The sequence below is a fragment of the Homoserinimonas sp. A447 genome (assembly GCF_054489325.1).
Map to the genome: position 1 here is coordinate 3,219,012 of NZ_JBTMWW010000001.1, position 17,713 is coordinate 3,236,724.

Sequence of the window (17,713 nt, forward strand, 5' to 3'; positions counted from 1 at the left end):
TTCGCAGTAGGGCGCGCATCTGGTCCCGCTCGTCGAGGGACAGCTGCGGTGTGCTTTCGGCCTCGGCGGCGCGGGTAGCTTTCGAGGCTTCTGCGAAGAGCGCTTCGCCGTCAATGGCTGCAGCCCGCTGCAGGCCAGCGCAAGTACTTCCGTGGCTGCTGGCAAGTGGCATCCTCGGTGCGGTTTTCGTGCCGCTCAACACTCGTCTGGCCGCCCCGGAGGTGTAGGGCTGTCCTCACCCTCGGCGATGGCGGCACCTTCGATGAACAAGCCCTGCGTGCCCATCTCAAGGACAACATCGCGCACTATAAGATCCCGAAGCGTTTCATCGTCGTCGACGGGCTGCCAAGCACGGAGTCAGGCAAGATTCGTAAGGCGGAGCTTCGCCTGAAGTACCACGCCGAGGCGGAGGCAGCTGGGCGTCCGGCCGACACCTGAGCTGCTTTCGTGGTTCTGCGGAGGTTGCTCAAGCCGGCCGGTAGCGGCGGAATCCGTGGGCAAAGTGGTAAAGCACAGCGGTGGCCACGACGAGTCCGGCGAGCGTGGCGTACATCCCCTGGAACCCGACAAGGGCGGCGATCGTGCCCGTGGCCATGGGTCCGATCCCTGTTCCCGCATCGAGCGCGATGAAAAATGTCGACACAGCAACGCCAATGCGGTCATTCGGCACGACTGTCACTGCGATCGCCTGTGCGCACGGCATCAGTGCCCCGAACCCCAGCGCCAGGAAGACGGCCGCCACAAGAAGGAAGAGCCCATTCGACGCGAAAGCCAGCAGGGCAAGGCCGATCGCAAAGGATGCGAACGTTGGATAGATCACCGCGTTGTCGCCATGCCGGTCCTGCATCCGGCCGATAAAGAGTCGACCAATTAGCCCGACGCTCGCATAGACGATAAAGAAGAGCGCCGCGGCTTCCCCCACGCCCAACGACTCGGCGTAGGAACTCAGAAAAACCATGACGCCGGAAAACGCGACTCCGGCGAGAAACATAGTTGCTGAAATACCGATCGCCGCCGGGTCGATGATGTCGGGGAGGCGATAACGCCACTTGGCCTGCTTCGCCTCAACAGAAACCACCACTTCAGGTGGCCGAAGGAAAAGTGCCACGATCAGGGCGCCGATGGCGCACGCGCTCGCGAAAAAGAACAGTGCGTTGTATGAGACGTAGCCCACAAAGTACACGCCCAGGAGCGGGCCCAGCGCTGTGCTCAACGAGTTGGCGACACCGTAATAACCCGTACCCTCGCCACGACGGCGTACCGGGATCAGTGCCATAACAGACGCGGTAATGGCTGTATGCGCGATACCGAATGCGGCTCCATGAGCGAGCCGAATGAGGATGAGAAGAGCGAGACTGTCAGCGGCAAGATACAAGACCGTCGTGACTACGAAAATGGCCAGTCCGATCAGGAACATCCGCCGACGTCCGATGTGATCAAGGAATTTGCCGACCAGGACCCGCGAAGCAAGTGCTCCGAGCACAAAGGCGCCCGCGGCAAACCCGGCTATTCCCTCTGAGACCTGAAACCGCTCGATGGCATACAGTGCAATGGTCGTGACGAACGCGAAGAAGATCAGCCCAACGAGGAAGTTGATCAGAATTGCGAGGACGAACCCGTGAGACCACAAAGCCTCGATGCTTACCCGATTAGCAGGCACGGGGATGTCCTCTCCAGCGGTAATGCTCGGCGTCTAATGAAAGTGGGCTCGTCAGTCGCAAGGACTGACAGGTCCAGTTGCTCCACCAGACACTGGCTCGCGCCTGCGTCGGTGTCAGAGGAACCGGGATTCGTGTTCGTCGATGAGCGCAACAATCTGACTCGTCGAAGAGCTACCGCGAACGCCTCAGGCATGATGGCAAGCGGAACGTTCTGCAGTGCAAGGTTGAGCAGGCTCGTCCAGGTGTAGGTGAAAACTTTGGCACCACCCCCACTCCCACGACACCGTGGCCAGAGGCCAATCCGAGTCAAAGCCTACGTATCTACACGTCTTGACGCTGCAATGCTTTCTTGGCCCGACGCGCCCGATGCAGGATCGGTTCGGTGTAGCCGTTCGGTTGGCTCGCTCCGAGAAGAACCAGGTCCCGGGCGGCGTTGAACGCCAGCCCTGGACCATCATCGCCGACCAGTCGTTCATAGAGCGGGTCGCCAGCGTTCTGCTTGTCGACGACGGAAGCGATGCGATGCAAACTCTCCATCACATCAACTTCAGTGATGACCCCGTGTTCGAGCCAGTTCGCCAGCAGCTGGCTGGAGATCCTTAGCGTTGCGCGGTCCTCCATCAGCCCTACGTCATTGATGTCTGGCACAGTCGAGCAGCCAATGCCTTGGTCTACCCAGCGCACGACGTAACCGAGGATGGACTGCACGTTGTTGTCTGTCTCCGCCAGCCGGTCTTCACGCGACCAGGTTGCATCGACGGCGAGAGGGATCTCCAGAATGGGATCGATTCCAGCGGTCGGCCTGCGCTTGAGCTTCTCCTGCACGGCGACGACGTTCACCTCGTGGTAGTGCAATGCATGCAGGGCGGCTGCCGTCGGGGAAGGAACCCAGGCGGTGGTTGCGCCTGCCCTCGGGTGGACTGATTTCTGCTCGAGCATCGCGGCCATGAGGTTGGGCATGGCCCACATCCCCTTGCCAATCTGAGCCCTGCCCTGGAAGCCGGCAGCTAAACCGGTGTCCACGTTGAAGTCCTCATAGGCATGGATGAAGCGCTGCGCCTTGAGGTCCGCTTTACGCACCACCGGCCCAGCCAGCATTGACGTGTGGATCTCGTCACCCGTGCGGTCCAGGAAGCCGGTGTTAATGAACACGACGCGGTCCTTAGCGGCCTGGAGGCACGCCTTCAGGTTCACGGTGGTGCGGCGCTCTTCGTCCATGATGCCCAGCTTGAGGGTCAGCGGCGCGAGGCCGAGCAACTCTTCCACCCGACGGAACAGCTCGACTGTCAGGGCCACCTCGTCTGGGCCATGCATCTTCGGCTTGACGATATACATCGATCCGCTACGAGAGTTGCTGAGGCGACTATGCCCGTTGACATCATGGACGGAACCGAGCGCGGTCATGATCGCATCCAGAATGCCTTCGGGAGTCTCGTTTCCTTCACTGTCAAGCACGGCATCCGTTGTCATGAGGTGGCCGACATGACGGATGAACATCAGGGCACGTCCGCGCAGCGTCACCGTGCCGCCATCCAGAGCTGAGAATGTCTTGTCGCTGTTCATGCTGCGGGTGAAACTCTCACCTGGTTTCGTCACCATGGCCGTCAGGGTCCCTTGGTTCAGGTGCAGCCAATTGCGGTAACCCAAGGCCTTGTCGTCGGCGTCTACTGCTGCAACAGAGTCCTCCAGATCCATGATGGAGGTCAACGCGGACTCGATCACGATGTCTTTCACTCCGGCGCTGTCGAGGCGCCCGATGGGGTCGGCGCGATCGATTTGTACTTCGATGTGTAGCCCGTTATTGACCACCACCACGCTGGATGGCGCGTCCGCAGGCCCGGAATAGCCGACGAATTGCGCGGGATCGGCGAGGGTCGTGGTCTGCCCGTCGCCCTGGCCAACGGCCAGTCCCTCCGCGGTCACGGTGTACGAGCGGGCATCCGTGTGCGAACCGGATGCAAGGGGAGCCGCATTGTCCAGGAGCGCCCGACTCCGGCGAACAACCTCGGCACCGCGCGCGGGGTTGTACTTGGCGCCACGCGCCAGGGGGCCTTCGTCAGCAATCGCGTCCGTGCCGTAGAACGCGTCGTAGAGCGACGCCCAGCGGGCGTTGGCCGCGTTGGTTGAGAACCTGGCATTCAACAACGGCACCACCAGCTGTGGCCCGGCCTGGGAGACGACCTCAGAGTCCACTCCGGAGGTGGTGATGGTGAAATCTGCCGGCTCGTCGACGATGTAACCGATCTCGGTGAGAAATCTGCGGTAGGCGGCAGGTTCTGGCTGGCCCGGGTTTGCGCGGTGGTAGTCATCGATCTTCAATTGGATCTCATCGCGCACGGCAAGCAACTGGCGATTACGGGGGGCCAGGTCCCGAATGATTGCCGCGGCGCCTTCCCAGAAGCTGTCCGCGTCGATGCCGGTGCCCAGGAGAGCCTCCGCCACAAACTGAACGACGGGCGTGGCTACACTGAGCTGACCTATTTGGACACGGTCCGACATCGACATACCTTTCGTTTTTCGTATTGTGGATATAAAAGTCCACGGAGTGAAGTTATCACAAGAGGAGCCTTATGCAGAAGAAGAGTGACAGCACATCGAGTCCCACTCCCTCCGGGGTGCAATCCGTGCATCGCGTCCTCGACCTCTTCGAGGTGGTCGCCGCAGGCGGCGGACACATGGCGATTGGTGAGATCGCTTCCCAGACGAGCCTGCCGCTGCCAACCATTCATCGCCTGCTGAAGACGCTCGTGGAGCGCGGATACATGCGGCAACTTCCGAACCGCCGCTACGCGCTCGGGTTTCGATTGGTGCCACTGGGAGTCTCCGCCAACGCATTGCTCGGTGGTGATGCGACGGGGGCGCTAGCGCGAATCGTGTCCGAGCTTGGGGAGACCGCGAATATTGCGATCCTTGCCCAGGACCACGCTGAGTACGTCGCCCAGGTGCCGTCTCCCCACCAGATGCGGATGTTCACCGAGGTAGGGCGGCGCGTTGAGTTGCACTGTACCGGTGTGGGCAAGGCCCTCATGGCTGAACTCGACCCGGGTGAGGTGAGCGTTATCGTGCGCCGCATGGGGCTGTCGCCGCAAACGAAATACACCTTGACTACGGAGAACGCTCTGCAAAGGGAGCTGGAATTGATCCGGGAGAGGGGCTACGCCCTCGACGAGGAGGAGCAGGAACTGGGCGTACGCTGCGTTGCTGTGTCAGTACCGGGACGACTGCTCACGCCCATGGCCCTGTCGGTTTCCGGTCCGCTCACGCGGGTCAATGACGACTTCATCGAGCGTGCGGTCCCGCTGCTGAAGAGCGTGGCGGAGCAGATCGGTGAGCAGATCAATGCCACGACCTCCCTGGCCGCGCCAGCTTGACACGCGCTCTCGGCATCGACTAGTTTTTCGGATATTGTTTTCCTCATGGCGAAAACATAGATTGCCCCGGCTCCCTGATCGCTGGGGCAAGGCGGCAAGCCGGGCCACTCTGGACGGCATCCTCTTGCAGGTCACACAGTCGCACCACTTTTCAACGTCGAGAAAACCAACACTAAGCACGAGGAGGTGTGTAGTCGTGGTCAATAGTTCAGACCTGTCTTCACATAAGAAAAAATCGCATTTCTCCCGCTCGACCTGGCTTCGGGGGGTACGGGCGGTAGGAGCCATTTCACTCAGCACCGCTTTCCTGGTGGGATGCGTTTCCGCGCCCGGTGGAGGCGAAGCCGCCGGTGATGCGGATGCCACGCTAACCCTCGCCGTGCCCAGCGAGCCGGGGGCGATGGATACCTGCGACATGGTCGCGGGAAGAACGTCGCGAATAATCACCCACAATGTTGGGGAGGGTCTCACTATTGCGGATCCCACCACGCGCGAGCTGTCTCCGCTGCTGGCCACGGAATGGGAGCAGATCGAACCTAATATCTGGGAATTCACGCTACGTGAAGACGTCACCTTTCATGATGGATCCCCGTTCAACGCCGCGGCCGTTGTGAAGAGCTTTACCCGTTCGTTGGACCCGGACCTGGCCTGCTTTACCTACACGCAGACGTTCGCCGGGATGGAGATTGCGGCAGAGGAGGTGGATGAGTTCACCGTCCGCTTTGTGACTGGGGAGCCGGACCCAATTCTTCCTTTGCGCCTGACCATGGTTAGTTTCTCGGGACCAGAAACGGATACCGAAAAGAAGGTAACCACTCCTGTCAGCACCGGTCCCTATCAGGTGATCTCGTGGGACGGGCCGACTATTGAACTCGAACGGTACGACGACTACTGGGGAGAGTCCGCACGATATTCTGAGGTGACTTACTTGGCACGCACCGAACCGAGTGTTCGTGCTGGGATGCTGACGACCGGGGAGGCGGACATCGCCTTCGATATCGGATACGAGTACCTGGACCAGGAGATCGCTCGGCACGTCAAGTACTGGCAGGCGTGGAATGTCGCCCTGGACGCTCAAAGTGAGCCGTTCACAGACGTAAGGGTTCGCGAAGCGGTTGCCCACGCAATTGATCGCGAGGGTCTGCTTCAAGCGATTTGGCGAGGCGCAGGCGAGGCGGCCAATGTGCCGACGGCCACTCCTGTGATCAATGGATATGACGACGGCATCAAGGCTCGGAAATTTGACATGGATCGCGCGAAGGAGCTGGTCAGCCAGGCCAAAGCCGACGGTGTGGCAACCGATCGGGAGATTACGTTCTTCACCCGGCCGGCCGGCACCATTGCCGCAGAAGTGCCACTAGCAGAGGCGATCAGCGCCGCCCTGAACGAAATCGGACTCAACGCACACATTGAGTCGATGGATTCGACACCCTATACAGAGCTACTGGTCACCGCCAGCACTGACCGGGCTGGCATGTTTGCCTCTACTGGCGACAACCGGATGGGAGATGCCTCACTCTCCGTGAACACCCGGTACCCCTCGTGGGTGGCGCGGTCAAGGGTTCCCGTGGCCGCGCAGAGCGAGGTCGATGACCTGATCATGCGTGCTGGCGTTGCGACGGATAACGAGCGTACCGAGCTCTACCAGGAGCTCTACGCTTTGCTGCACGACCTCGCGATCGAGATTCCGATCGTGTACTCGGACATCATCATGGGCGTTGCTCCAGGCGTTGAATACACGCCTACTCCACATTCAGCGGAGATCATCGACCTCAATGACGTCGTAAAGACGTCATAGAGGATTGAGAGCTGTGCGTGGGCTGTCGCAGGTCTTGGACAGCCCACGCAAACGCGTCCAGGCAACGAGTCATGATTTCGACGTCGTGGTATTCAGCAGAGAAACAAATGGAGTAGAACCGCGTGATTCTGAGAGACATGGCTGAGCTGATGGGTACGACAGTCAGCCCGAATGAAGGGACTGATCCGTGTTGATCATGCTGCGGAAGCGGGTTATCCAAAGCCTGTTCTCGCTCGTCTGCCTGGTGGTGATGGTGTTCCTCGTCTCCCGCATGACGGGCGATCCCACAGACCTGTATCTGCCGCTCGAGGCCACCGACGAGCAGCGGGCCGAGTTTCGACGAATTCAAGGCTTTGACCAGCCCGTGCTTGTGCAGTTCGTGAGCTATGTAGCCGGAATGCTTCGACTCGATTTCGGAACGTCACTCTATAACGCGAAGCCTGCTCTGGAAATGGTGATGGCTGCCTACCCATGGACCCTTCAGTTGGCGGCCCTGACAATTGGAATCGCCGTAGCGGTTGGCGTCCCCCTGGGATCGTTGGCGGCAAGCAAACCTGGTTCTCTGGCCGACCGATTGGTCACGATGATCAGCGTGGGCGGCGCGAGCATCCCCGACTTCTGGTTGGCGCTGATGGGGATCCTGGTACTGGCAATTACGTTCGGATGGCTCCCAACGTCCGGGAACACAACAGCAGCACACTGGGTGATGCCGGTAGCCGTACTTGCTCTCGGTCCGGCCGGGGGACTTGCCCAGGTCGTGCGTGGCTCAATGATCGCCACCCTATCGGCTCCGTATATCAAAGCGGCTCGAGGGCGAGGTGTGCCCTCCGAGCGCATCGTATTCCAGCACGCGCTCCGAAACGGAGCGCTGCCGGTGATCACAGTGCTCGGCATCCAGCTGACCGGAGTCCTGAATGGCGCCGTCGTGATCGAGACCATTTTTGGATTTCCCGGAATTGGACGCCTCATGATCACATCAATTCTTTCGCGTGACTTCTCAGTGCTCTTGGCTGCGGTTGTGATCACTGCGGTAGCAATCCTCATCCTCAATATCGTCATAGATATTGTCTATGGCTTGGTCGACCCCAGGGTTCGAGCATGAAGCGGTCCGGGCGAGGTTGCAAACAAGCGGTATCTACACAGGCAAGAGCAGGGGTGTCATGCGTTATCTGAAGCTTCTGACCCGGGACAAGCCGGCGCTCCTCGGCGCCCTATTCCTGCTGGTTGCGATCTCTGGCTGTGTCCTCGGCGCTGCTCTACTGGGAGAAGAAGCGCGAGCCCAGAGGCTGACCGAGGGCTTCCACCCACCCTTCGATGTCACCCGTGGACTTGCCGACATGCTCGGTACAGATCAGTTGGGCAGAAGCACGCTGTACCGCATTCTGATGGCCGGCGCCACTAGCTTTGGGATAGCAGTACCAGCGGCACTGCTCGCGGCAACCATCGGGACCGTCATTGGTGTGATCGCGGGTTATCGTGGCGGTTTCCTGGGATCCCTCATCATGAGGCTGACAGATGTGATCATCAGCTTTCCCGGATTGCTCCTGGCGATCCTGTTCCTCTATATTCTGGAGCCCGGAGCCGGCACCATTATCTTGTTGTTGGTCGTAGCCCGGGTGCCGCTGTACATTCGTGTTGCCCGCGCCGAAACGCTGGAGATCAGGCAACGGCTGTTCGTCGATGCATCCAGGAGCCTCGGCGCATCCCCATGGCGGATCGGACGGCAAGACATCGTCCCCATCATGCTGCCGACGATCGTGACCCTGGTGGCCCTGGACGTTGGAATTCTCATGCTGATGGAATCAGCGTTGAGCTTCTTGGGGGTAGGGCTGCAGTCCCCATCCATCTCCTGGGGAACTTTGGTTGCCGAGGGGCGTCAATTCATGATGTCCGCGTGGTGGCTCACCTTCTTCCCCGGACTGCTGATCACCCTCACCGCCGTCAGTTGCAACTTCCTCTCCAACTGGTTGCGAATTGCTGGAGACCCTGCCGAGCGCTGGCGGTTGGAATTGCCACGTCGTCAACGGCAGGACAAGGCTTCTGTCGACATCCCGAAGACTGTGAGGGGCATATGAACGACATCCCGGCGACCCTGGACAGCATCCAAGGCGTATCCGCTTCCAGTACGAGAGGGGCCAGCGAAGCTGGGGTCAGTTCGGTCAGGTCAGATATTCCTGTACTTGAAGTAGACGATCTCCACGTTGAATTTCATACCCTGAAGGGCACAGCACGTGCTGTCCGCGGTATGACATTGTCGCTGGCGCCGGGTGAAACGTTGGCGGTAATAGGCGAGAGTGGCTCGGGCAAGTCGGTTACCGCGGAAGTCATCTTGGGTATCCTCCAAAGCCCACCAGGGCGGGTCACACAAGGCACGGTGCGCTACGCCGGGCGAGACTTGCTTGCCATGAACCCGGGTGAGCGAAAAACCATCCAGGGCAAGCGGATCTCGATGATCTACCAGAATGCCTTGGCCGCGCTGAACCCGGTCTTCACGGTGGGCTGGCAGATCGCTGAGATTTTCAAGGTGCATGAGGGCCTGCCGATGCGCCAGGGTAAAGCCCGTGCGGTGGACCTACTGAGACGCGTGGGTATTGCCGATCCAGAAGCCCGGGTGAATGAGTATCCTCATCAGTTCTCCGGAGGAATGCGACAGCGGGTGATGATCGCCATGGCGATCGCGCTCAACCCCGACCTTCTCATCGCAGACGAGGCGACTACGGCCTTGGATGTGACTGTTCAAGCTCAGATCATGAACCTCTTGGGTGACCTCCAGAGGGACAGCGGAATGTCGCTCGTATTCATTACGCACGACATAGCGATCGCATCCGAGATCGCAGACAAAGTTGCCGTGATGTATGGCGGACGGGTCGTTGAGATTGGTCCGATTGGAGCCGTTCTCGCCAAGCCGAGCCATCCGTACACCAAAGCCCTGGTCGCGTTGGCTCAACACGATGCGAAGAGAAGTGGCGCCTCGAGTTCCATCAAGGGAACGCCGCCCGACCTCACCGCACTTCCGGTCGGATGCGCCTTTGCCCCGCGATGCAAATTCGCTCAGGCAATCTGCAGCGAAACCGATCCCGAACTAAGAGCAGTATCCAGCGACCAAGACGCTGCTTGCCATTTTGCAGAAGAGGTCCGGCATGGATGAATCAATCACTCAGACAGTAACCAGGCCGCTGTTGGATGCGGTGGATATCGTCAAGCACTACCCGATCACCAAGGGCGCGGTCCGCAAACGTGTCGTTGGCGCGGTCAAGGCGGTCGATGGCGTGAGCCTGACGGTAGAACGCGGTGAGACTCTCGGTCTTGTGGGGGAGTCCGGCAGCGGCAAGTCTTCGCTTGCACGCCTACTGGTCCGGTTGGAAGAGATTCAGTCTGGTCACGTCCTGTTCGGCGATGTCGATATCGCCTCGCTGAACGCGAAGGAGATGCACAAGTACAGGCGGCGTATCCAAATGGTCTTCCAGGACCCCTACTCGTCGCTGAACCCCCGGATCACCGTCGGGCAATCAATCATGCGCGCTTGGCAGATTCATAAGGACGTCGTGCCGCAATCTGAATGGCGGAATCGATGTGTCGAGCTGCTGTCATTGGTGGGGTTAGGCGCCGATCGGATCGATGCGTATCCCCATCAGCTTTCGGGTGGTCAGCGTCAACGCGTGGCCGTTGCCCGTGCTGTTGCTCTTGAGCCAGACCTCATCGTCTGTGATGAGGCAGTCTCAGCGCTCGACGTTTCGGTGCAGGCGCAAGTACTCGAAATGCTCGCCGAGCTACAAACACGGCTTGGCGTGTCGTACGTGTTCATCTCCCATGATCTCGGAGTCGTCCGGGACATAGCCCACCGGGTCGCAGTCATGTACCTGGGTCGGATAGTAGAGGTTGGAACGGTGGAGTCCGTTTACGAGAGGCCGGCGCATCCATACACGCAAGCTCTCTTGGCGGCCATGCCCCAAATCAGCCTCGGGACTCGCAAAACTGCGAACAGACCCTTGCTCATGGGAGAACCTCCGAGTCCTGCCAATATCCCTTCAGGCTGCCGGTTTCGTACCCGCTGCCCGATAGCCCAACCGATCTGTGCCGAAGTCGACCCCATGCTCGCGCCGGTTGAGGCTGCGGGAGGCCACAACGCTGCATGCCACTTTCCCAGCGTGGACGGCATCGCATCAGCACGACAACCGATCGAGATAGCAGCTCATCCGCACACTGCTGGTCGACCAAGCCGGCCGAGAAAGGCAACACCATGACTGACATCACCATCCTGTCCGCAACGGCCTCCGACTACGAATGGGTTCTTGAGAAACCCATCTCTAATGGACTCCATACATACTCGAAATCCGATATCTCCATCGTCAAGATCGAGACGGACGCTGGAATCACCGGCTACGGCATCGGACGACCCCGTCCGGGGGAGCGCGAGTTGCGCGCAAGCTTCCTCGAAACCCTCGTCGGCAAGGATCCGACGCGGACAGAGGCGATCTGGTCGAACCTGTGGAGCCCGAAGATGTCGGGGCGACGTGGCTACGAGACCCGGGCGCTGTCGTCGATCGACATCGCCCTGTGGGACATCAAGGCGAAGATGGCGGGCCTTCCATTGCACAGGCTGCTCGGCGGCTATCGGGATTCAGTGCCGGTCTACATCGCTGGTGGTTATTACACGGAGGGCAAAGGCTTCGGCCAGCTACAGGATGAGCTGAGATCATACGTTGAGCTCGGCGCGCGGGCAGTCAAGATCAAGGTGGGCGCCGTGTCGATTGCGGAGGACGTCGTCCGGGTCAGGGCCGCCCGGGAGGCCATCGGCGACGACATCGCGTTGATGCTCGATGCGAACTGCGCCTACCGCTACTACGAGGCTATTCAGTTCGCGAAGCGCGTCGAAGAGTTCGACCCTGCCTGGTTCGAGGAACCGGTGCAGCCCGACGACTATGAGGGTTTCGCGAAGATCGCCGCAGCGACCACCATACCGATCGCGACTGGCGAGAACGAATACACCAAGCACGGGTTCAGGGACTTGATCGCCACTCAAGCGGTCCCGATCCTCAACCCCGACGCCCGCTACATGGGTGGGGTCACCGAGTTCATGAAAGTCGCGGCGATGGCGCAAGCCCACGGAATCGATATCGCGCCCCACGGTCTCCAGCAGCTGCATCTCCCGTTGCTTGCCGCGATCCCGAACGGCCGCATCCTTGAGTTCTATCCTGGCAAGGGCAATGGAATGTCGGGTCGCATCTACCGCGGTGAGGTGCCCTCGATCAATGCCGACGGCACAGTGACCGCGCCCAACGTGCCGGGTGCCGGTCTTGAGCCGGACGAGGAAGCCATGGCTCCTTACCGCATCGGATGATGGCGTAACGACCCTCTCTGTGCCGGATATCGCCCGTGTCAACCTCCGGCTGCACTCGGGGCGTCGAAGGAGAAACGGATGCAACGGAAGGCGCGATCATGGGTTTCTTTGACGGTTTGAAGAAGGCGTTCGACACCGGTGGCATCGGGCTGAGGCTGGAGTTGCCGAAGGCGTTCCGCTGGTCTGATGGAACCCTGCCGATCACGGTGACCCTGACCGGTCACAAGGAGGAGCCGCGTACCGTGACGGAGTTCGAAGTGTGGTTGCGTGAGGACGATGACGACTCGCAATCGCGCATGCGCGGCAAACGGGAAGGGGTGCGGATGACCGTGCACGGGCCGTTCGAGCTGGCGCCGCTCGAGGAGCGGTCCGTCGAGGTGCCTTTCGCCCTGACGGCGGCGGCCGGGGTGGCGAATGTCTCCGGAGGGGAGGCGCCCGCCTGGCTGAAGGCGGTCAGCGGTGCAGCCACGGCGCTCACGGAGGCGACGCGGGATACTCCGTGGTACCGGTTATCCGTGGAGGCCAGCGTCGAGGGCGCCAGGGCGAAGAAGATGGTCTCGCGCCGGATCAAGAACAATCGCCTCGGCGAGTGGGGCAATGGCCAGTTCGGCGGCAGCGTCAGCATCGGCTGAGCGCCGACTCCGAACGACTGGAGCGGGAGTCGAGCGGATGACTCCCCTCGTCGATGGGATCATCCTCGCCACATCACGCATGTCGGAAACAGCGATTCGGATGGTCGCGAAGCAGCGCTCCACTGTGGTGCTCAGTCGCGTCGTTTCTCGAACATCGCACTACTGCGGCAGTCGCCTCCCTCGCAACCACCTCACCAGCAGCACCGCCGCCCGTCATGTACTGAGCACGGTCATCGCCCCCATCCGAGGGCCACAGCAACAAGCGGCAACCGCTTGATCGGTCGGCCCCGTGACGGCTCAATGGAACCCACGGCTGGGCACGAATCGTGTACCGCCGTCGCATTGAGCCGGAAATCCAGTCAAAGGAGAATGGATAGTGACCACACATAGGTTGAACCCTCACCGGGCGCTGACGCTCGGGGTGGCTGCGATTCTCGCGGCCAGCCTCGCCGTCCCGGCCGCTGCGAACGCCGAAGACCTGCCATGGATGAACTCGGCGCTCCCCGCGGCGGAACGCTCCGATCTGCTCATAGCGGCCATGACGCTGGACGAGAAGATTCAGCAAATCGCGATGAACCCCGTCGAGAATACGAACATTCCCGGTTGCGAGTTTTCGCGTCAGGGGCGCCACGTCGAAGGAATTCCGCACCTGGCCATCCCCACCCTCAGAATGACCAACGGTCCATTCGGCAACGGTGACTGCCTGGTGGCACCCATCTCCACCGGTTTGACGAGTGCACTGACCGTCGCCTCGTCGTTCGATACCGCAGTGTCGGCCGAATGGGGATCCATTCTCGGGGAAGAAACCAAGGCCAGCGCGCACAACGTCTTGCTGACCCCGGGCATCAACCTTGGCCGGGTCGCAAACGCCGGCCGCAATTTCGAGTACTTCGGCGAGGACCCGTATCTCGCCGGCGCCATGGCGGTCGCTCAGGTGAACGCCGTGCAGGAGTTCGGTGTCCAATCCGTGGCCAAGCATTACGCAGCCAACGAGCAGGAGACCGCGCGCAACTCAATGGACACCCTGGTCAGCGACCAGGTGATGCACGAGCTGTACCTGCTGCCATTCGAGATGGCGATCCAGGAGGCCAACCTCGCGTCGGTCATGTGCTCCTATCCGCGACTGAACGGCACATTCGCCTGCGAAAATGATCAACTCCTGAATGACTGGTTGCGCGATGACCTCGGCTTCGATGGCTATGTGATGTCGGATCGCGGCGCGACGCACAGCACAGCGCCGGCCATCAACGCCGGTCTTGACCTGGAGTTTGCCAGCCCGCGGTGGTTCACACCCACGCTCATCAACGAGGCGCTTGCGGCTGGCACGATCGTGATCGACGACATCGATCAGATGTTGGAACGGCGCTTCACCGTGATGTTCGAACTCGGTCAATTCGATGACCCGATCAACTCACTGACACCCATTGATTTCGATACCAACGGGCAGCGGGTGCAGGACATCGGCGAGCAGGGCAGCGTCCTGCTGAAGAACGATGGTGACGCCCTGCCGCTCAATGCGGCCGAGCTTGAGTCGATTGCATTGATTGGGACGCCGACCTTCGCCGGCCAGGCGAAGTTCAACTCGCAAGGCCCGTCAAACGCCATTGTCGTCACCGCCCCGTACACGGTGACCCCGGAGCAGGGCCTGAACAACGCGCTGGACGCGCTGGACTCCGACGCCACGGTGACCTACAACAATGCGAGTGACATCGCGGAGGCCGCGGCGTTGGCAGCAGCATCGGATGTCGCAGTCGTCATGGTCGGCGACATCTCCCGCGAGGGCATCGACCGCGCGACGCTCGCCCTGCCGGTAACCGACGACGTCGATCAGGACGCCCTGGTCGCTGCCGTGGTTGCCGCCAACCCGAACACCGTTGTGGTGTTGAAGAACGGTGGCCCGGTGCTGCTGCCGTGGCTCAGCCAGGTGCCAGCGGTGCTGGAGGCCTGGTATCCGGCGCAGGAGGACGGCAACATCGTCGCCAACCTGCTGTTCGGCATCAACAACCCGTCAGGCAAGTTGCCGATCACGTTCCCCACCCAGGAGCGCGAGGCGGCGTTCGCGACTCCTGAGCAGTTCCCCGGTGTCGACCCGGATGGTGCCGGGCCGTTGCCGCGCACGGCGACGTATAGCGAGGGCCTGGAAATGGGCTACCGCTGGTACGACGCCAATGAGGTGCAACCAACGTTCGCGTTCGGGCACGGCCTGTCGTACACCGACTTCGAGCTCTCCAAGCTCGTCGTCACACCGGAGACGACGGACGGCACGAAGGCAATCAAGGTGTCGTTCTTCGTCGAGAACACCGGGGATGTCGCGGGCGCCGAAGTTGGCCAGGTCTACCTGGGGCTCCCGGCCGAAGCCGGCCAGCCGCCGAAGCGCCTCGTCGGATTCGACAAGGTGATGCTGAACCCGGGCGAGAAGCAGCGGGTCACCGTCACCATCGATCCGGCCGCGTCGAACCATCCGCTGTCCTACTGGAACACCGAGGCAGACGGCTGGAGCACAGCGTCCGGGGAGTACACCGTGTACGTCGGCAACTCATCCGACAACGTTCCGCTGAGCGCGACGATCAGCATTCGCACGCCGGAAGGACAACGCTGACGTCGATTGGGGCAGGGGTGGCGTCCGTCGGGGCGCCATCCCTGCTTGTTTTTGGCGGGCGCTCAGACACCCCCGTCCGGGGGGCGCGGCAACAGGCGGCAACCGGTTGACGGCGGGAAGCGTTCCGGGCTCAATTGACCCATGGCGGAGCGCGACGACGCGCTATTCCCGGTCGCCGCATGTTCGATTCGAAGGAGAATAGAAATGCGAAAAGCGCTGAACCATTCGCAGAGACGCCGGGTCGGTGTTCTCGGCGCCGCCGTAGTTGCCGTTCCGCTCTCGATCATCGTCGCGGCGACCACTGCCGTCGCCGCTCCTCCTCGGGTTGACGCCGGCGACCGGGCAAACGCGTCGTCCCGCTCCAGCGGCTCGAACAATGCCTCGACGATCGAGTCCCGGGTGAAGCCGATCATCACGGTGAACGGCAAAAAGTTCCGCGACCTCAACGCCAGCGGCGCACTCGACCCTTACGAAGACTGGCGTCTCTCCGGCGCTGATCGCGCTGCCGACCTTGTCTCCAGGATGACCATGGAAGAGAAGGCGGGGATCATGCAGATCACCTCGCTCCGGGCGGACGCGACCGACCTCATCCAGGACCGCAATATCCACCACCTGATCCTCCGCGACAATCTCACCGCCTTTGAAATCGCGGACCGGGCGAATGGGTTGCAGGAAGTGTCGGAGGGCACACGCCTCGGGATCCCGCTCGTTTTCACGTCGAACCCGCGCAACCATGTCAACCCTGATCTCGAGTTCGGGATCAGTGAGGCGGCCGGGCAATTCTCGACCTGGCCGGGCACCTTGGGCCTGGCGGCAACCGACGATGTGGAATTGATCGAAGAATTCGCGGAAATCGCCGCCGCAGAGTGGCGGGCTGCCGGAATCCACAAGCTCTACGGGTACCAGATCGAGACCGCCACCGAACCACGCTGGCGCCGTATCAACGGCACCTTTGGTGAGAGCCCAGACCTCAACGCCGCCATCGCGACGGCACTGGTGCGTGGGTTCCAGGGTGAAGAACTGAGCAACGAGTCCGTTGCCCAGACCGTCAAGCATTTCCCGGGTGATGGTGCAGTGCTGCGTGGACTCGACCCGCACAACGAGGCTGGTCAGTGGGCGGTGTATCCGACTCCGGGCAGCCTTGAGTCGTACCAGTTGCCACCGTTCCAGGCGGCCATCGACGCGGGCGCCAGTTCGGTCATGTCTTATTACAACGTTCCGAGCAACGCGTTGAGCGCCGACCAACTCTCGGCCGACGATTGGTACACGCCCGACCAGCAGTTCGAAGAGGTCGCCGCAGCCTACAACGAAGCGATCATCACCGATCTGCTTCGCGAAGAGATGGGGTTCACCGGCTATGTCAACAGTGACAGCGGCATCCTCACCAACCGCGCCTGGGGTGTCGCCGACCTGACCACTCCTGAACGGTTCGCCAAAGCAATCGAGGCAGGCACCAGCCTCTTCTCCGACAACAACGACCCGAGTGGCCTCATTGAAGCCGTCAACACCGGTCTTCTTCAGGAAGAGCAACTCGATCCGTCGGTGACAATGCTGGTCACGGAGATGTTCGCTCTCGGACTGTTCGAAGACCCGTACGTTGATCCGGCTGCCGCACAGCGGGTCGCCGACTCCGTAAAGTCGCAGCTGGCCGCAGACAAGGCCCATCGCGAGTCGATCGTGCTGATGCGCAACGATCAGGAGTTGTTGCCACTCACGAACTCCGAACTGAAGGAAACGAAACTGTTCGTCGAGGTGATCACCGGAGAGGATGCCGCCGAACAGACGACAGCGTTGAAGGCGATGATCTCCGAGGAAGACCCAGCCGTCACAGTCGTGAACACCCCTGAAGAGGCCACCGCGGCCTTTGTCTGGGTACGGCCGAGCGTCTATGAGTACCCCGACGATTCCACCGTCGAAATCCAGCTTGGTGAACTCACCGAGGTCGACGTTGAGAGGGTGAAACTGATCGAGGCAACGGTGCCGACCGTGTTGGCCGTCAATTTCGGCAACCCGTGGGTGATCAACGAAATCGAACCGGGCGCGGCCGCGGTGGTCGGAACCTTCAATGTGAAGGCCGAGGCTCTGCTGGATGTCATCCGAGGTCGGTTCAATCCAACCGGCAAGCTGCCGATGAGCATCCCGGCCAGTCAGGCCGCCGTCGAGCAGAATGCGTCGGATGTGCCCGGATATGCGGAGTCGTTCGACTACACCTACACCAACGCGGTGGGCGACGACTACGGCTTCGGCTTCGGCCTGTCGTACAAGAAGAGCAGCCGCTAAGCCGGAGTGCCAAGAACTCGGGTGTGCCGCC

The 17,713-nt window shown here is 61.2% G+C and carries 13 protein-coding genes; 11 read left to right on the plus strand and 2 right to left on the minus strand.

Features of this window, described 5'->3' with window-relative positions; genetic code table 11:
• Nucleotides 1-165 precede the first annotated feature (165 nt).
• Nucleotides 166-438: an AMP-binding enzyme gene (locus tag ACX3O0_RS15975; RefSeq protein WP_459108397.1), complete on the plus strand. Its 273-nt coding sequence runs from the start codon at nucleotides 166-168 to the stop codon at nucleotides 436-438.
• Between the two features lie 28 nt (nucleotides 439-466).
• On the opposite strand, the gene ACX3O0_RS15980 is transcribed toward ACX3O0_RS15975, so the two are convergent.
• Together ACX3O0_RS15980 and ACX3O0_RS15985 are read right to left on the minus strand one after the other, a co-directional pair.
• The gene (locus ACX3O0_RS15980; RefSeq protein ID WP_459108398.1) at nucleotides 467-1,660 is read right to left on the minus strand and encodes an MFS transporter; all 1,194 of its coding nucleotides are present in this window, start codon (nucleotides 1,658-1,660) and stop codon (nucleotides 467-469) included.
• Nucleotides 1,661-1,982: 322 nt separating this feature from the next.
• Complete coding sequence (locus ACX3O0_RS15985; protein WP_459108399.1) at nucleotides 1,983-4,160, minus strand: malate synthase G; 2,178 nt, start codon at nucleotides 4,158-4,160, stop codon at nucleotides 1,983-1,985.
• Between the two features lie 71 nt (nucleotides 4,161-4,231).
• On the opposite strand from ACX3O0_RS15985, the gene ACX3O0_RS15990 reads away from it, so the two are divergent.
• From ACX3O0_RS15990 to ACX3O0_RS16035, 10 genes are all read left to right on the plus strand, one after another.
• Nucleotides 4,232-5,032 (plus strand): IclR family transcriptional regulator, encoded by an 801-nt coding sequence (locus ACX3O0_RS15990; protein WP_459108400.1) that lies wholly within the window; start codon nucleotides 4,232-4,234, stop codon nucleotides 5,030-5,032.
• A gap of 196 nt (nucleotides 5,033-5,228) precedes the next feature.
• Nucleotides 5,229-6,830, plus strand: a complete 1,602-nt coding sequence (locus ACX3O0_RS15995) for an ABC transporter substrate-binding protein (protein WP_459108401.1) — start codon at nucleotides 5,229-5,231, stop codon at nucleotides 6,828-6,830.
• A 196-nt stretch (nucleotides 6,831-7,026) separates the two neighbouring features.
• A complete protein-coding gene (locus ACX3O0_RS16000) occupies nucleotides 7,027-7,932 on the plus strand; it encodes an ABC transporter permease (protein WP_459108494.1) in 906 nt (301 codons plus the stop codon).
• A 58-nt stretch (nucleotides 7,933-7,990) separates the two neighbouring features.
• On the plus strand, nucleotides 7,991-8,905 hold the full coding sequence (locus ACX3O0_RS16005) for an ABC transporter permease (protein ID WP_459108402.1): 915 nt from the start codon (nucleotides 7,991-7,993) through the stop codon (nucleotides 8,903-8,905).
• Nucleotides 8,902-9,978 (plus strand): ABC transporter ATP-binding protein, encoded by a 1,077-nt coding sequence (locus ACX3O0_RS16010; protein WP_459108403.1) that lies wholly within the window; start codon nucleotides 8,902-8,904, stop codon nucleotides 9,976-9,978. Before ACX3O0_RS16005 ends, ACX3O0_RS16010 begins: the two co-directional genes overlap by 4 nt.
• Nucleotides 9,971-11,074 (plus strand): ABC transporter ATP-binding protein, encoded by a 1,104-nt coding sequence (locus tag ACX3O0_RS16015; RefSeq protein ID WP_459108404.1) that lies wholly within the window; start codon nucleotides 9,971-9,973, stop codon nucleotides 11,072-11,074. The genes ACX3O0_RS16010 and ACX3O0_RS16015 overlap by 8 nt, the downstream gene beginning before the upstream one ends.
• The gene (locus ACX3O0_RS16020) at nucleotides 11,071-12,171 is read left to right on the plus strand and encodes a mandelate racemase/muconate lactonizing enzyme family protein (RefSeq protein WP_459108405.1); all 1,101 of its coding nucleotides are present in this window, start codon (nucleotides 11,071-11,073) and stop codon (nucleotides 12,169-12,171) included. The genes ACX3O0_RS16015 and ACX3O0_RS16020 overlap by 4 nt, the downstream gene beginning before the upstream one ends.
• A 98-nt stretch (nucleotides 12,172-12,269) precedes the next feature.
• Entirely contained in the window at nucleotides 12,270-12,803 is a 534-nt protein-coding gene (locus ACX3O0_RS16025; protein WP_459108406.1) for a hypothetical protein, read from the plus strand.
• Between the two features lie 376 nt (nucleotides 12,804-13,179).
• Nucleotides 13,180-15,402 carry a beta-glucosidase family protein gene (locus ACX3O0_RS16030; protein ID WP_459108407.1) on the plus strand — a complete coding sequence of 741 codons (2,223 nt, stop codon included), beginning with the start codon at nucleotides 13,180-13,182 and terminating at the stop codon, nucleotides 15,400-15,402.
• Between the two features lie 204 nt (nucleotides 15,403-15,606).
• Nucleotides 15,607-17,682: a glycoside hydrolase family 3 protein gene (locus ACX3O0_RS16035; protein ID WP_459108408.1), complete on the plus strand. Its 2,076-nt coding sequence runs from the start codon at nucleotides 15,607-15,609 to the stop codon at nucleotides 17,680-17,682.
• Nucleotides 17,683-17,713 lie beyond the last annotated feature (31 nt).

What these genes read in the sequence shown, in the direction of transcription:
- ACX3O0_RS16010 (WP_459108403.1), top strand. Translation starts at nt 8,902, where the DNA reads ATGAACGACATCCCGGCGACCCTGGACAGCATCCAAGGCGTATCCGCT.
- ACX3O0_RS16035 (WP_459108408.1), top strand. Translation starts at nt 15,607, where the DNA reads ATGCGAAAAGCGCTGAACCATTCGCAGAGACGCCGGGTCGGTGTTCTC.
- ACX3O0_RS16015 (WP_459108404.1), top strand. Translation starts at nt 9,971, where the DNA reads ATGGATGAATCAATCACTCAGACAGTAACCAGGCCGCTGTTGGATGCG.
- ACX3O0_RS15985 (WP_459108399.1), bottom strand. Translation starts at nt 4,160, where the DNA reads ATGTCGGACCGTGTCCAAATAGGTCAGCTCAGTGTAGCCACGCCCGTC.
- ACX3O0_RS16005 (WP_459108402.1), top strand. Translation starts at nt 7,991, where the DNA reads ATGCGTTATCTGAAGCTTCTGACCCGGGACAAGCCGGCGCTCCTCGGC.
- ACX3O0_RS16025 (WP_459108406.1), top strand. Translation starts at nt 12,270, where the DNA reads ATGGGTTTCTTTGACGGTTTGAAGAAGGCGTTCGACACCGGTGGCATC.
- ACX3O0_RS15990 (WP_459108400.1), top strand. Translation starts at nt 4,232, where the DNA reads ATGCAGAAGAAGAGTGACAGCACATCGAGTCCCACTCCCTCCGGGGTG.
- ACX3O0_RS16000 (WP_459108494.1), top strand. Translation starts at nt 7,027, where the DNA reads ATGCTGCGGAAGCGGGTTATCCAAAGCCTGTTCTCGCTCGTCTGCCTG.
- ACX3O0_RS16020 (WP_459108405.1), top strand. Translation starts at nt 11,071, where the DNA reads ATGACTGACATCACCATCCTGTCCGCAACGGCCTCCGACTACGAATGG.